At 57.8% G+C, this 14216-nt stretch carries 12 protein-coding genes; 6 read left to right on the top strand and 6 right to left on the bottom strand.

Annotated elements, in window-relative coordinates:
* Positions 1-6: 6 nt before the first annotated feature.
* Both H0484_RS10825 and H0484_RS10820 read left to right on the top strand, forming a co-directional pair.
* Positions 7-486 carry a MarR family winged helix-turn-helix transcriptional regulator gene (locus H0484_RS10825; protein ID WP_226954820.1) on the top strand — a complete coding sequence of 160 codons (480 nt, stop codon included), beginning with the start codon at positions 7-9 and terminating at the stop codon, positions 484-486.
* A 206-nt stretch (positions 487-692) separates the two neighbouring features.
* Entirely contained in the window at positions 693-1658 is a 966-nt protein-coding gene (locus tag H0484_RS10820; RefSeq protein ID WP_226954651.1) for an amidohydrolase family protein, read from the top strand.
* Between the two features lie 22 nt (positions 1659-1680).
* Here the strand turns inward: H0484_RS10820 and H0484_RS10815 are convergent, their stop codons facing one another.
* Entirely contained in the window at positions 1681-3156 is a 1476-nt protein-coding gene (locus H0484_RS10815) for an inorganic phosphate transporter (RefSeq protein ID WP_226954650.1), read from the bottom strand.
* A 127-nt stretch (positions 3157-3283) separates the two neighbouring features.
* Between H0484_RS10815 and H0484_RS10810 the strand changes: the two genes are divergently transcribed.
* Positions 3284-4123 (top strand): peptidoglycan DD-metalloendopeptidase family protein, encoded by an 840-nt coding sequence (locus tag H0484_RS10810; protein ID WP_226954649.1) that lies wholly within the window; start codon positions 3284-3286, stop codon positions 4121-4123.
* A gap of 3 nt (positions 4124-4126) precedes the next feature.
* Here the strand turns inward: H0484_RS10810 and H0484_RS10805 are convergent, their stop codons facing one another.
* On the bottom strand, positions 4127-4654 hold the full coding sequence (locus tag H0484_RS10805) for an aromatic-ring-hydroxylating dioxygenase subunit beta (RefSeq protein WP_226954648.1): 528 nt from the start codon (positions 4652-4654) through the stop codon (positions 4127-4129).
* Between the two features lie 2 nt (positions 4655-4656).
* Positions 4657-5985: an aromatic ring-hydroxylating dioxygenase subunit alpha gene (locus tag H0484_RS10800; RefSeq protein ID WP_226954647.1), complete on the bottom strand. Its 1329-nt coding sequence runs from the start codon at positions 5983-5985 to the stop codon at positions 4657-4659.
* On the opposite strand from H0484_RS10800, the gene H0484_RS10795 reads away from it, so the two are divergent.
* Both H0484_RS10795 and H0484_RS10790 read left to right on the top strand, forming a co-directional pair.
* A complete protein-coding gene (locus H0484_RS10795; protein ID WP_226954646.1) occupies positions 5984-7648 on the top strand; it encodes a TRAP transporter large permease in 1665 nt (554 codons plus the stop codon). The two genes, H0484_RS10800 and H0484_RS10795, sit on opposite strands and share 2 nt — an antisense overlap.
* 149 nt (positions 7649-7797) lie before the next feature.
* Complete coding sequence (locus tag H0484_RS10790) at positions 7798-8985, top strand: acetylornithine transaminase (RefSeq protein WP_226954645.1); 1188 nt, start codon at positions 7798-7800, stop codon at positions 8983-8985.
* On the opposite strand, the gene H0484_RS10785 is transcribed toward H0484_RS10790, so the two are convergent.
* Together H0484_RS10785 and H0484_RS10780 are read right to left on the bottom strand one after the other, a co-directional pair.
* Positions 8982-9575, bottom strand: a complete 594-nt coding sequence (locus H0484_RS10785) for a HutD/Ves family protein (RefSeq protein WP_226954644.1) — start codon at positions 9573-9575, stop codon at positions 8982-8984. The two genes, H0484_RS10790 and H0484_RS10785, sit on opposite strands and share 4 nt — an antisense overlap.
* A gap of 84 nt (positions 9576-9659) precedes the next feature.
* Complete coding sequence (locus tag H0484_RS10780; RefSeq protein ID WP_226954643.1) at positions 9660-11825, bottom strand: malate synthase G; 2166 nt, start codon at positions 11823-11825, stop codon at positions 9660-9662.
* 195 nt (positions 11826-12020) lie between these two features.
* Here H0484_RS10780 and H0484_RS10775 point away from each other — a divergent pair, with 195 nt between their 5' ends.
* Positions 12021-13520 (top strand): AMP nucleosidase, encoded by a 1500-nt coding sequence (locus tag H0484_RS10775; protein WP_226954819.1) that lies wholly within the window; start codon positions 12021-12023, stop codon positions 13518-13520.
* Between the two features lie 55 nt (positions 13521-13575).
* Here H0484_RS10775 and H0484_RS10770 read toward each other — a convergent pair whose 3' ends face one another.
* Positions 13576-14205: an SET domain-containing protein gene (locus tag H0484_RS10770; protein ID WP_226954642.1), complete on the bottom strand. Its 630-nt coding sequence runs from the start codon at positions 14203-14205 to the stop codon at positions 13576-13578.
* Between the last annotated feature and the right edge of the window lie 11 nt (positions 14206-14216).

The raw sequence follows: 14216 nt of genomic DNA, 5'->3' as shown, positions 1-14216 counted from the left end.
CAGTTGATGCGATATATCGACGATCTAGATATCATCGGTGGGGGCGTGTGGTCCCGCCCGGGTTTTCTGGTACGGCGTTTGCACCAGATACATTGCGCACTGTTCTACGAAGAATCCAAGTATGGCATTACGCCCGTGCAATACGGCATCATGACGGTACTGGCGCGTAACCCTTGGCTGGATCAAACTGCCGTAGGCTACGAAGTGGGCCTTGACCGCACCACGGTGGCCGATGTGATCCGACGCCTGGAAGACAAAGGCTGGGTAGAGCGACGCACCAACGAACAAGATCGGCGTTCCCGCCTAGTGGCCATTACCACTGAAGGTCTGGCTGTCATGCTGGAAATGCAGGCGGGGGTCGAGCGCTCCCAGCGTAAATTATTGGCGCCTTTGTCGCTTAAAGATCAACGCACTTTTCTGACCTTGCTGTTCCAGGTGGTGGAAGCCAATAACCAATACGGTCGGGCCACCCTGAAGGTTTCCTAGGGGTAATTACCGGTTTCCTGCTGGGCTGAAAAGAGCGGTTTTGCGCATATTTGTCAGTATACTTACAGTATGTGGACGCGTGAGTCGGCAAAATTTTCGATGAGGGTGTACCGCGTTTTTTTATGACCATATCGTCAGTATGCTGATAATTATGCGGCTCTAAGCGCCTGGCCGTTCGGCATGCGACACGAACCAGGAGGACAGCCATGGGACGTATCCGCAAGATCGCGTTCGAAGAACACTTTACGGCGCCTGATTTCGCCGAATATTCGAAATCCTTTGTCAGCCAGATTGATCCTGAAGTGGCAGCGGATCTGACACGCAGGCTGTTGGACATAGACGAGCAGCGTTTACAAGAAATGGACGAGGCCGGGATCGAATATGTGATCTTGTCCCAGACCGGGCCTAGCGTACAGGCCGAAACCGACGTCGCCCGCGCCGTCTCCAAAGCGCGCGCCAACAACGATTATCTGGCCGAAAAGATTGCGCGCCACCCTACACGGTTCGGTGGCTTTGCGACCTTGCCCATGCAGGACCCGGCGCAAGCCATTAAAGAGCTGGAGCGCTCGGTGAAGCAATTGGGTTTCAAGGGCACGCTGGTGAATGGCCACACGCATGGGGTCTACTACGACGCCCCGCAGTACGACGAGTTCTGGGCTTGTTTGCAAGAGTTGGACGTGCCTTTCTACCTGCACCCCTTTTACTCCTTCGATAAGCCGCACTTCTATGAAGGCCACCCCGAACTGACAGGCGCGACCTGGGGGTGGGGCGTTGAGGTGGCCACACATGCCTTGCGCATTATGTTTGGCGGCGTATTCGACCGCCACCCTGGTGCCAAGCTTATCGTCGGCCATATGGGCGAAGGTTGCCTGCCGTATCTGCGTTGGCGCTTCGACAGCCGTTTCTCTACTTACCCCTGCGGCGTTACGCTTGAGCGCAAACCCTCGGAATACATAGGCAGCAATATCCTGATCACGACGTCGGGCGTGTGCTCGCATGCGGCCTTGATGGGGGCGATAGGCGAAATGGGTGCCGACGCGGTGATGTTCTCGGTGGACTATCCCTACGAGTCCACGAAGATTGCGGCCGAGTTTATCGAAACCGCCCCGATGGATGACGCGACGCGCGCCAAAGTGTGCTACGAGAACGCGCGCAAGCTGTTCAAGCTGTAAGCCAGGCTGCGTGCTGCGGGGCTTAAACCCCCAGCACGCCCACCGCCAAAGCAAATAGTCCTGCCGCCAGCAGCATGCTGGCCGGCAGGGTAAGCACCCAAGCCAGCAAAATGGTGCGCACCGTGCTGCTTTGCAGGCCGCTACGATTGGCCACCATGGTGCCGGCAACCCCCGAAGACAGCACATGGGTAGTCGAGACCGGTAGGCTGAACACGTTGGCCAAGCCTATGGCGCCGGCAGCGGTAATTTGCGCGGCCATACCCTGCGCATAGGTCATGCCCTGCTTGCCGATTTTTTCCCCTACGGTACGCACCACGCGGCGCCAGCCCACCATGGTGCCTAATCCCAATGCCAAGGCAACCGCCACAATCACCCATAGGGGGGCGTACTCAGTCGTAGAGGTCAGATCGGTGCGTAAGCGCTTAAGGTCGTTTTTCTCGCGCTGCGGCAGATTGGCTAGGTTGGCTACCTTGCGGGCGGTGTCGTCCAGACAAAGCAGATAGCGACGCACGCGCACTCGGGTTTCAGGGGACAGGTCATCGTAGCGATGAACGCCTTGCAGATCTTGGCGCACTGCCCGGATGGTGGGTAGCGTGTCGTGGGGATCACAACGGAATGTGGGGGGGAGATCTGAGCGAGGTTGACGCCGCAGCGCCAGGTATTCGCCCAAGGTGTCTTCATTACGCAGATAAAAATCGCTTAAATGTGCGGCGGCGTCGTAGGTGCGTTGTATTTGGTAGGTGGTGCTGGCTGGGTCCAGCACAAACTTGGCAGGCACAATGCCGATCAGTACTAGCATGATCAGGCCTATGCCTTTTTGCCCATCGTTAGAGCCGTGCACAAAACTGACGCCCATGGCCGACAGCACCAGCACCAGTCGATTCCAAAATGGAGGATGCTTCTTGTCGTCGATGATGCGTCGCTCTTCAGGCGTTTTGTGCATCTTGGAGTTGGCGAACCATTTTTTCAAGGCCAGCAGCAGTAGCGCCGCCACGACGAAACCCGCTACGGGCGAGATGAGCAAAGACAAGCCTATGTCCATTGCCTTGCCCCAGTTCACGCCTGCGCTGACGGGTATGCCGTTGAGCAGGGCATTGGCCAGGCCCACGCCCAGTATCGAACCGATCAAAGTGTGCGAGCTGGAAGCTGGAATACCAAAATACCAAGTGCCCAGATTCCAGGTAATCGCGGCGGTCAACATGGCAAACACCATGGCCAGACCGCGTCCGCTATCCAGATTAAGCAGCAGTTCTACCGGCAGCAGATGAACAATGGCATACGCCACCCCCACACCACCCAGCAGCACACCTAGAAAATTGAAAATGCCCGAGGCGAACACCGCAAGATGGGGCGGCATGGCTTTGGTGTAGATAACGGTGGCAACGGCGTTGGCGGTATCGTGAAAACCGTTGATGAATTCGAAGGCGAGTACAAAGCACAGAGCCAGCACCAGGCTGAGTCCAACGGAGATGGACAGACCAGAGAAGAGGTCAAACATGATGGGGAGATAGGGGGAAGACTCGCCATTATTACAGATTCATGACGTGTATACGAATCAAATCATTCGGGGCTGCGCATTTTTCCGTAGGGCGCTAAAGTGTGGGGGCACTGAAAAAGAGGTGAAAATGCTTAGGGTATTGTTGTGGGTAACATTGCTGTTCCTGTCGACGGCAGTTAGGGCCGAGGGCTACATTGCTCGCATGCTCAATAAGCCGGTTCCGGGTGGGGTTGCCGTGGTGCAGTTGGGGCAAGCGCAGCAGGCGCCTGTCGTGCATTTCGGCGATCGCAGGGTCATGGTGCTGCGTGAGGCCACGGGCGAGTGGATAGCGGTAGTGGGCATAGGGCTGGAAACACCGGCCAATTCGAAACAACGCATAGACGTAGAACAAGACGGCGCCCGGCGCGGCTTGTCGTTTCAGGTGGGCAGCAAGCAGTACGTCGCTCAGCACATTACCGTCAAGAATCCCCAGCATGTCAGCCCGGACACAAAAAACCTGAAACGCATAGAAAACGAGTTGGCCGAGCAGAAGGCCGCCTATCGGCAGTTTTCACCCGGTCTGCCCAGCAACGTGATGCTGGATCGCCCCGTTCCGGGGCGTCTGTCCAGCCCCTTCGGGTTACGGCGATTTTTCAATGGCGAGCCGCGCAACCCTCATTCGGGTCTGGATTTCGCCGCAGCCACAGGTACGCCCATCAAGGCCCCTGCCGCCGGCAAGGTGATTCTGGTGGGCGACTTCTTCTTTAACGGCAAAACCGTGTTCGTCGATCATGGGCAAGGCTTCATCAGCATGTTTTGCCATTTGTCCAAGATAGACGTGAAAGTGGGCCAAACGCTGGAGCGCGGGCAGGTTCTGGGCCAAGTGGGTGCCACAGGCCGGGCAACCGGCCCGCATTTGCACTGGAACGTCAGCCTGAACGACGCCCGCGTAGACCCCGCCATTTTCATCGGCGCGTTCAAGCCCTAAGCGCTAGACCGGGTAGACCAGGTCGTTGGCCAATATGGCCGTGTCGTAAATGACCTGACGCTCTTGCAGCAGCAGGCGGCCTTGCTCGCGTACGAAAGTGTCGTAGTAGCGGCCCGCCAAGTGCACGGTAGAGGGCCCTTCCACCAAGGTTTGCAGCAGCAGAAAGTTGGCTTCGGTCTCTATGCGCCCGTCATCGTGGGTTTCAACGATGCGCACATTGCTGACCATGTGTTGGGTATAGCGGGGGGCAAACATTTGCGTGCGTGCGATGGCGATGGCGCGATCTATCATCATGTCGCGGCCTTCCGCATACACCAGCCCCACCAGCATATTATGCTCGGCGTTCTCGCGCGAGGTAACGCGATAAAGCGCGTCTTCGCAGAAAAACTCAGGCCATTTCTCGACTTCCCGGTTGTCCAGCGCCGCACAGTATTCGGCGTGGAAAGCTTCCAAGTCCAGGCGCAACTCGCGGCTGGTGGCCGCGTCTACCTTGGACGCGACGTAATGATTGAATGGTTTGGTGGTATGCATGCTTAGAATCCCATGACGCTGCGGTAGTACTGGTACATGGCGCGAATGGACGCCTCGGAGATCAGGCTGGGCGAAGTGCCGATACGGTCGCCGTCCAGCTTCAGGACGTTCAAGTCGGTGCTGGAACGGCGCACGCCTTCCTGAACGAACTTCATGGCTTCGTTGTCTTCCAGGCCCAGAAAGCCCGACGGGCCCATCAGGTTGCCCTGACGCAGGCGGTGGCGGGTCATCTCTTCGGTGTCTTCCTCGTAGCCGAACATCGTCCATTGCATGATCTGGCTGTTGGGGCCGTTGGGAATAATCTGCCGTACGCCCAGCGTGTTCATTTCACGTTGCACGATCAGGTTGGGCCAGATGGTTTGCATGGTGACCGACCAGGGTGAGTCGAACTCCTTGATGAACTCCAGGAAACGCTCGTCGCGCAGGCGCATGCCGTCATGGAAAGAGCGCATCTCTTTCTTGGTGTCGGCATTCACCTCGGCATACAGATCGTCGCTCTTGGCCGAGGCCATATAGCCATGACGGCCAAGTACGGAATCCGACAGCATCAGCGATTTATTGCCTGCAACCAACAGCCCGAACACCACCAGGAAGGAATGCAGCAGCGTAGCGTGATAGGGGTCTTTCAGATTCTCGTGATACATCTTCCAGTTGCAAGGCAACTCGTTGCGGTAATAACCCAGAATCTTCAGTTTCTTGCCGGGGAAGATAACGCGGAAGTCTTCAAGAATTTCGGGCGTCAGGTATTCCTCTATGGGCTCGACTTTATCGGAGTACGAGGCAAACACCACGCCGTTCAGCGTCGTGACGTGCAGTTTGCGCAGGCCGTGGTCTTGCGGGCGGAAATCCTTGGGCATGCCGCCCTCTTTGTTGACGCCACGCCGAAACGGAATGCCTTGCAAATCCCCTTTCAGGGTGTATGACCATTGGTGGTAGGGACAAACGAACTCGTTGGTATTGCCCATGGGGGTGCGACAGAACTCGGCACCGCGGTGTGCGCAACGGTTCTCGAATACGTGCAGCGTATTGTCTTCGGCGCGCGAAACGATGACGGGCGTAGCGCCTACATAAGAGCGCTTATAGTCGCCCGGATTCGGCACTTCAGCTTCCAGGGCCACGAAATTCCAGGTGTCGCCGTGAAAGATAAGATCCATCTCGCGGTCATAGACCTCTTGACTGGTGTAGACCCAGTCAGGCACATATTGCAGGCCGCCTTCGGGCCAGGCGTACTGCGCTATGAAACGGGTCGATAGCAAAACGCCCGAAGAGTTGCTGGCTGAAGAGATCGCACGCAACGCCCAAGCTTCAGAACAAAAATAAGGAAAGGCCATGCTAGAACTCATTACGGCCAACATGGCGCCCATCATGTTCGGCACCCTCATCTTATTTTTGTTGATGGGGTTTCCGATCGCTTTTACTCTGGCAGCTCACGGGCTGTTATTTGGACTTATCGGCATAGAGCTGGGGCTGTTTACACCGGCGCTATTCCAGGCTTTGCCACAGCGCATTTTCGGCATTGTCGCCAACGACACGTTGTTGGCGATCCCATTTTTTACCTTCATGGGGCTTTTGCTGGAACGATCCGGCATGGCCGAAGAACTGCTGGAAACCGTGGGTCAGTTGTTCGGCCCGCTCAAAGGCGGTTTGGCGATTGCGGTCGTCGTAGTGGGGACGGTGCTGGCCGCGACCACGGGTGTGGTGTCGGCATCTGTTATTGCCATGGGGCTGATTTCCCTGCCTATTATGCTGCGCTACGGTTATGACAGGCGGCTGGCTACTGGCACCATTGCAGCGGTAGGCACCTTGTCACAGATCATCCCACCCTCGGTAGTATTGATTGTGTTGGCCGACCAACTGGGTCGTCCTGTGGGGGATATGTATCGCGGCGCCATCCTGCCGGGCTTTTTGCTGGTTGGCTGTTACCTGGTCTACATCATCGTTTTGTCCCTGCTCAGTCCCAAGCGCGCCCCGGCTATGCCCGAGCATGCTCGTGTCATGGTAGAACCCAATGGCAGCCACGGCACACGTTCGCTGCTGGTGTTGATGGGCATCTCCGTTGCTGCTGCCTTGGGCATTGTGCAGTGGATGGTGCTCGAAGACGCAGCCGTAGACGAAACCGTGGTGATTGGTGTCCTGGCTTGGGGGTTGGTGGCCTTTGTGTTGGCGCTGGCCAATAAGCTATTAGGCTTGAAGTTGTTGTCGCAGATTGCCGAACGCGTCACTTTTGCGATGATCCCGCCACTAGTTCTGATTTTTCTGGTGCTGGGTACGATTTTCCTGGGTCTGGCTACGCCTACCGAAGGCGGTGCCATGGGGGCGGTGGGCGCCATCATCATGGCCCTTAGCCGCAAGCGCTTATCCATGTCCTTGCTGCGTCAGGCCATGGACACGTCCATACGGCTTACTTCCTTCGTCATCTTCATTCTGGTCGGGGCGACCATCTTCACCCTGACCTTCCGCGGGGTAGACGGCGATCTGTGGGTTGAGCACCTGCTGGTTAACATGCCGGGCGGCGAACTGGGCTTTCTCATCTTCGTCAGCATCTTTGTCTTCGTGTTGGCTTTCTTCCTGGACTTCTTCGAACTGGCCTTCATCGTCGTGCCTTTGCTGGCGCCGGTGGCCGACAAAATGGGCATAGACCTGATCTGGTTCGGGGTCTTGTTGGCCATGAATATGCAGACGTCCTTCATGCACCCACCCTTTGGCTTTGCCTTGTTCTATCTAAGATCCGTGGCGCCCAAGGAGGATTACATAGACAAGGTGACCGGCAAGCTCATTCCCAAAGTGACGACTGGGCAGATCTACTGGGGTTCCGTTCCCTTCATCATCATCCAGCTGCTGATGGTGGCGGTCATCCTGTGCTTCCCGTCATTGGTCATGCATTACAAGTCGGAGGTCAGCTCTGTGGACCCGTCCACGGTCGAGATCAAGATGGACGGTGGTTTTGAGGACTCCATTTATGGGGACGACGACGGCCCGCCGATATTCAAGTAGTGTCTGAATCCGGCAACGTAGCGGGCGGCCACAGGGCTGCCCGCTTTCTTTCTACGCTAAAATCGGCGTGAACATTAGGGCGGCTTCACGCTCGCCGGTGGGTTTCGACCTGGCCGGCTTTTTTCATTTCTTACCCTGGAAAATCCACCATGCAATTTGATCAGGCTGGCGCGCAGGCGCTGATGGAGATTACGTCCCGCCCGGAACTCGTGTTCGTGCGCGGTCAAGGCTCTTGGCTAGAGGATCACCAGGGCAAGCGATATCTCGATTTCATGCAGGGTTGGGCGGTCAACTGCCTGGGCCATTGCCCCCAGCCGGTGGTTGAAGCCATTACGCGTCAAGCTTCTACCCTGTTGAATCCTTCGCCGGCTTTCTATAACCAGCCTTCTATGGATCTCGCGCGTCGCCTGACACAGGCTTCCTGTTTTGACCGCGTATTCTTCGCCAATAGTGGTGCAGAAGCCAACGAAGGCGCCATCAAGCTGGCGCGCAAGTGGGGGCAGCTTAAACGCGGCGGTGCTTACAAGATCATCACCTTCGAACACAGCTTTCATGGTCGCACCTTGGCAACTATGTCGGCCTCAGGCAAGCCGGGTTGGGACACCATCTTCGCACCTCAGGTAGACGGTTTTCCCAAGGCCAAGCTTAACGACCTGGATTCCGTACGTGCGCTTATCGATGACCAAACCGTGGCGATTATGCTTGAGCCTGTGCAGGGCGAAAGTGGTGTCATCCCGGTTACCGCCGAATTCATGCGCGAACTGCGTGAACTGACGCACGCCAACAATATGCTGCTCATCGTCGACGAAGTGCAAACCGGCGTAGGCCGCACCGGCGCCATGTTCGCCTACCAGCACTTTGGCGTGGAACCCGACATCATGACCCTGGCCAAGGGCATAGGCGGCGGTGTGCCTTTGGCGGCGCTGTGCGCCCGCGAAGAGGTCAGTGTGTTCAAGCATGGCGACCAAGGTGGTACGTATAACGGCAACCCCTTGATGGCGGCTGCGGGGCTGGCGGTATTCGATACCATCGCCGCGCCGGGTTTTCTCGATTCCGTCAATGCTCGTGCCGAACAGCTTTCCAAGGGCCTGATCCGCTTGTCCGACAAGCACGGCATGGAGGGCGAACGCGGCCTGGGCATGTTGCGTGCCCTGAAACTGGGTCGCGACATCGGCCCCGCCTTGGTCAAGGCAGCCATCAATCGCGCCCCTGAAGGCTTGTTGCTGAATGCACCGCGGCCTAACCTGCTGCGCTTCATGCCCGCGCTGAATGTCAGTGCCGACGAAATCGAGCTGATGTTGTCGTGGCTGGACGAGCTGATTGCTCAGGCCGACTAAGCGATAGCCTGCAACTCGATCACGCAGGCGTTTACGCCTGCGTGGGCTTGCAGGCCGTAGGGGGTCAGGTCCGCCGCCTCGACTTGCAAGCTGTCATGTTCGGCCAACTCGCTGGTTTGCTTGTTTACCGTCACTTGCAGGGCTTGCCCTGCATTGAAAACCAGCACCAGCGGGGCGCTGCTATGAAAGTCATAGCGCGCTGAGCCCTGCAGCCATTGCAAGCGTGCCTGGTAGCGCTGCGGCGCATAAATCAGATTGAAGTCGCGGATAGGGCCGTTCAAAAGGCGGCTTTCTACCTGGCTGTCACCCGAAAACGCATACGGCTGTCCTGGGCCCTGTAGGGCGTGTTTGCGCCCGTCCACGGTCAACTCCATGCCTGCGCCCTCAAGCACGGCAATGATGCGCTGCATACCGGGAAATGCCGAAAACGGCCCGTCCTGGCCGACATCGGCGATAGAGACACGCCAGTCAAATCCCTGCAGACCCCCACCGGCATTGATGGCGACCTCGGTGGTGACACCGGCGCCGTTGCGCCAAGGCATGCGTGGATATTGACTGGCTTGCAGGTGTCTGAGGGTAGCTGGGGTCATGAGAAGGATTGAGCCGTAAAAAAGCGCCGCCCGGCGCAGTAGTAGTTTACTGCGCCGGGCGGCGTGCTTGCGGGCTGACTGCGTTCATGCTTGTTGCGCCTTGACCTGTTGGCGCCAGTAATGCAGCAAAGGCTCGGTATAGCCGTTGGGTTGCTCCATGCCCTTGAAGATCAGATCGCTGGCGGCTTTAAAGGCCAGGGATTTTTCGAAGTTGGGGGCCATGGGCCGGTAATGCGGGTCGCCGGCGTTCTGGGCATCAACCACCTTGGCCATGCGCTTGAGGGTTTCTTCAATCTGTTCGCGCGTTGCAATGCCGTGGTGCAGCCAGTTGGCCATATGTTGGCTGGAGATACGCAAGGTGGCCCGGTCTTCCATAAGGCCGATGTCATGGATGTCAGGCACCTTGGAGCAGCCCACGCCCTGATCTATCCAGCGCACCACATAACCCAGAATCCCTTGGGCGTTGTTGTCCAGCTCTTGCTGGATGTCTTGTGCTGACCAATTGGGCTTGTCGGCGACAGGCACTTCCAGAATGGTATCGAGCAGAGCCTCGTGTTTGCCTTCCATTTCTTTTTGTATGGCTTGCACATCGGCCTGATGATAGTGCAGGGCATGCAGGGTGGCTGCGGTGGGTGAAGGCACCCATGCCGTATTGCCGCCGGCTTTCAAGTGGCCGATTTTTTGTTCAAGCATGGCCGCCATCAGATCGGGCATGGCCCACATGCCCTTGCCGATCTGGGCTTTGCCACGCAGGCCGCATGCCAGGCCGGTTTGCACGTTATTGCGCTCGTAGGCGTCTATCCAGGCGCTGCGCTTCATATCGCCCTTGCGTATCATGGGCCCGGCCAACATGGAGGTATGCATTTCGTCGCCGGTGCGGTCGAGGAAGCCGGTGTTGATGAACGCTACGCGGTCTACCGCTTGGGCAATGCAGGCGCGCAGATTGACGCTGGTACGGCGTTCTTCGTCCATGATGCCCATTTTCAGCGTGTTGGGTGCCATGCCCAGCAGCTGTTCGACACGGCCAAATAGCTCGGCGGCAAAGGCGACTTCGTCGGGGCCGTGCATCTTGGGTTTGACGATGTAAACGGAACCTTTACGCGAATTGCCTTTGCGCTTTAAGTCATGCAGTGCGGCCAGCGAAGTGACAACGGCGTCCATGATGCCTTCGAAGACTTCGTTGCCTTCTTCATCAAGAATGGCCGGGTTGGTCATCAGGTGCCCGACATTACGCACCAGCATCAGGGAGCGCGCAGGCAAAGTGCAGGCCTTGCCTTGCAGATCGGTGTAGGGGCGGTCTTCATTCAGCTTGCGTGTGAAAGTCTTGCCGTTCTTGCTCACTTCTTCAACAAGCGAACCCTGCATCAGGCCCAGCCAGTTGCGATAAGCCAGCGTTTTATCTTCGGCGTCTACGGTGGCGACGGAGTCTTCGCAGTCCATGATGGTGGTCAGCGCGGCCTCAAGCAGCACGTCTTTGATATGGGCGGGGTCTTGGCTGCCTATGGGGTGGGTTTCGTCGAACTGTAATTCCAGGTGCAGGCCGTTGTGACGGAAAATAAGGGCCTCGGGCTTGTCGGGCTGCCCACGGTAGCCCAGTAGCAAGGAAGGATCGGCAAGTGTGGTGCGGGTGCCGTCTTTCAGGTCTACCTGCAGCGCACCGTCTGCAACGCGGTAGCGCTGGGCGTCGGCATGCGAGCCTTGCTGCAAGGGCAGGGTGCTGTCGAGCACACGGCGGGCATAGGCCACCACTTTGGCACCCCGGATGGGGTTGTATGTGCTGGTAATGGCGGCGTCATCGGTTTCGGGGATGGCGTCGGTGCCATATAAGGCATCGTACAGACTGCCCCAGCGCGCGTTGGCGGCATTCAGGGCGTAGCGGGCATTGGTAATGGGCACGACCAGTTGCGGGCCTGCCTGACGGGTAAATTCGTCGTCCAGGTTCTGGGGCTTGATGGTGACGGCTTCGGGGTCGGGGCGCAAATAAGCGATTTGTTCAAGAAAACCACGATACGCGGCTTTGTCTTGAATAGGGCCGGGGTGCGCGCGATGCCAGGCGTCGATCTCGTGTTGTAGCCTGTCGCGCTCGGCCAACAGGGCGCGGTTGCGGGGTGTCAGCTCATGTACGATGGCATCGAAGCCAGCCCAGAAGGTGTCGGCGGCTATGCCGGTGCCCGGCAGAGCCTCTTTTTCGATGAAGTCGTTCAGAATCGAAGCGACTTGCAGGCGATGGTGGCGGATTCTTTGCGTCATGAGGATTCCTGAGTATTGCAGTGGCGAGTCACGAGGCGGCAATGTTGCACGCTTAAAGTCTGGGTCTGCGCATAATGAGAAGGTATTTAGTATGTACTGTCGTCAGTGCTAGCTCAAGCTTCTGGCAGTCACATCACTTTTAACTAAAACTTATGTAATTGATATTTTATTTGGGTAAGAATAGTCTTGAATAGTATGAAGAACCCTAGAGCGGAAGACAGCCGGCTGATCTCACCGGAACCCATGCCCTTCAGCAGTTTCCGCGATGCTGACCAAGCCGTCGCCAGGCTGTCCGAAATCTATGCGCGTAATACCGCTTTTTTGCGTGAGCGGTACACCGAGTACGCACAAGGGCGCGGCGTGCGGGGTGTGCGTGTGCGCGCTTATTACCCGGCATTGCGTCTGGCCGTCAGTACCTACCAAGAGGTGGATAGCCGTTTATCGTATGGCCACGTGGTCGAGCCGGGGGTGTATGCCACCACCATCACTCAGCCTGGGCTGTATGCCGACTATCTGCGAGAACAAATCGGCCTGCTGCTTGAGAACCACGGTGTGCCTGTCGAGGTGGGTGAATCTACGGTGCCCCTGCCCTTGCATTTTGCGTTTGCCGAGGGTGAACACGTAGGCGCGATATGTTCAGACGCCCTGAGCGACGCTTTGCGCGACCACTTCGATACGCCCGACTTGGGCATTACCGACGATGCCATCGTCAACGGCACCTGGCGCAGCAATGGTGCGCCGCTGCCGCTTGCGCCCTTTACCGCACCCCGCGTCGATTACTCATTACATCGCTTGCAGCACTACACCGCGACGGCGCCGCGTCACTTTCAGAATTTTGTCTTGTTCACCAACTATCAGTTTTATATAGACGAATTCTGCGAATGGGCGCGGGCCAAGCTGGCCGACACCCAAGCAGGCTATACCGCCCTCGTTGAACCCGGTAACGTGGTGACGCGTTGGGTCGATGGCCGTTTGGTACGCGAGGGCGAGCCGCCCGCACGTGTGCCGCAGATGCCTTCGTATCACTTGATGCGCGACGCCCATACCGGCATTACCTTGATCAATATCGGTGTAGGCCCCTCTAATGCCAAAACCATTACCGACCACGTGGCGGTGCTGCGACCTTCTGCCTGGCTAATGTTGGGCCATTGCGCCGGTTTGCGCACCACGCAGCGGCTGGGCGACTATGTGCTGGCTCACGGCTACGTGCGTCAAGATCATATTCTCGACGATGATCTTCCTCTGTGGGTGCCGGTGCCGCCTTTGGCGGAAATCCAAGTCGCGCTCGAACAGGCCGTGGCCGAGGTCTCAGGCTTGTCCGGCTGGGAGCTCAAGCGCATTATGCGTACCGGCACGGTAGCCAGCACCGACAACCGCAACTGGGAACTGCGTGAGCACGACGAGCCTGTGCAGCAGCTGTCGCAATCGCGTGCTATTGCCCTGGACATGGAGTCCGCCACCATCGCCGCCAACGGTTTTCGCTTTCGCGTGCCTTATGGCACCTTGTTATGTGTTTCCGACAAACCCCTGCATGGCGAGCTCAAACTGCCGGGCATGGCCAGTGCGTTTTACCGCACTCAGGTGGGGCAACATCTGCACATAGGCATACGCGCCCTTGAAAAACTGCGCGACATGCCACCCGCCAGGCTGCACTCGCGCAAGCTGCGCAGCTTTCTGGAAACGCCGTTTCAGTAGTGGGTTTTTAAAGGGGGCCTGATTAGGCCCCCGCGCGGGTGTGGCAAGGCCAGCCTTAGTCCCGCTCGTCGGGCCCAGCCAGCCACTGTAGCAGTTGGCTGGTTTTCTTTTCCAGCTTCCCTACCCGTTTCTTCAGTTTGCTGTGTTTTTTGCGCAAGCGCTTGAGTTGGGCTTCCAGCTCGGCCGTTTTGTCGGTCTCAGTATCAGAGCCAACTTGCGCTTCTTCGGTTAACGCCAACATGGTGCCACGGCAGGAGGCCGAGCCGCACAAGCAGCGGTAATCCCGCTTCATCTGCTCGGTAATCACATCGTCTATGACCAGGCCGTAGTCGTAGAACAGTTCTTCACCGGCTGGGATGTCGCGCAGGGCCACGATGGTGACGCGGGTGCCGTCGTGGCTTTCTTCGGTTTCGCAGTTGGGCTCGCAGCTGTGGTTGATCCAGCGAGCATCGTTGCCTTTTTTGCCGCCGTCTATCACCTTGCCGCAAGACAGCGCAAAGAAGAAGGTGTGAAACGGGTCTTCTGGGTTGGTGGGGTGGCGAGCGTCGGCTTCTTCGGGGCTGATGCGTGCCCCCGTATAAGGCAGAATGCGTGTGCCTGCTGGGATGTCGCGCAAAGCGAAGACGCCGTTGCCATGCAGGGCGGAGCGGCGGACTTCGTGCCAGGGCGCTGGTGTTTTAGCCATTGATTCGCTTG

It is taken from the genome of Mesopusillimonas faecipullorum (assembly GCF_020539505.1).
GTDB lineage: Bacteria > Pseudomonadota > Gammaproteobacteria > Burkholderiales > Burkholderiaceae_B > Mesopusillimonas > Mesopusillimonas faecipullorum.
This window is presented reverse-complemented; position numbering and strand designations above follow the sequence as displayed.

Bases quoted from the DNA above. Each gene is read 5' to 3' on its own strand.
- H0484_RS10825 (WP_226954820.1), top strand. From the start codon at position 7: ATGCGATATATCGACGATCTAGATATCATCGGTGGGGGCGTGTGGTCC.
- H0484_RS10805 (WP_226954648.1), bottom strand. From the start codon at position 4,654: ATGCATACCACCAAACCATTCAATCATTACGTCGCGTCCAAGGTAGAC.
- H0484_RS10820 (WP_226954651.1), top strand. From the start codon at position 693: ATGGGACGTATCCGCAAGATCGCGTTCGAAGAACACTTTACGGCGCCT.
- H0484_RS10770 (WP_226954642.1), bottom strand. From the start codon at position 14,205: ATGGCTAAAACACCAGCGCCCTGGCACGAAGTCCGCCGCTCCGCCCTG.
- H0484_RS10790 (WP_226954645.1), top strand. From the start codon at position 7,798: ATGCAATTTGATCAGGCTGGCGCGCAGGCGCTGATGGAGATTACGTCC.
- H0484_RS10815 (WP_226954650.1), bottom strand. From the start codon at position 3,156: ATGTTTGACCTCTTCTCTGGTCTGTCCATCTCCGTTGGACTCAGCCTG.
- H0484_RS10800 (WP_226954647.1), bottom strand. From the start codon at position 5,985: ATGGCCTTTCCTTATTTTTGTTCTGAAGCTTGGGCGTTGCGTGCGATC.
- H0484_RS10775 (WP_226954819.1), top strand. From the start codon at position 12,021: ATGAAGAACCCTAGAGCGGAAGACAGCCGGCTGATCTCACCGGAACCC.
- H0484_RS10795 (WP_226954646.1), top strand. From the start codon at position 5,984: ATGCTAGAACTCATTACGGCCAACATGGCGCCCATCATGTTCGGCACC.
- H0484_RS10810 (WP_226954649.1), top strand. From the start codon at position 3,284: ATGCTTAGGGTATTGTTGTGGGTAACATTGCTGTTCCTGTCGACGGCA.
- H0484_RS10780 (WP_226954643.1), bottom strand. From the start codon at position 11,825: ATGACGCAAAGAATCCGCCACCATCGCCTGCAAGTCGCTTCGATTCTG.
- H0484_RS10785 (WP_226954644.1), bottom strand. From the start codon at position 9,575: ATGACCCCAGCTACCCTCAGACACCTGCAAGCCAGTCAATATCCACGC.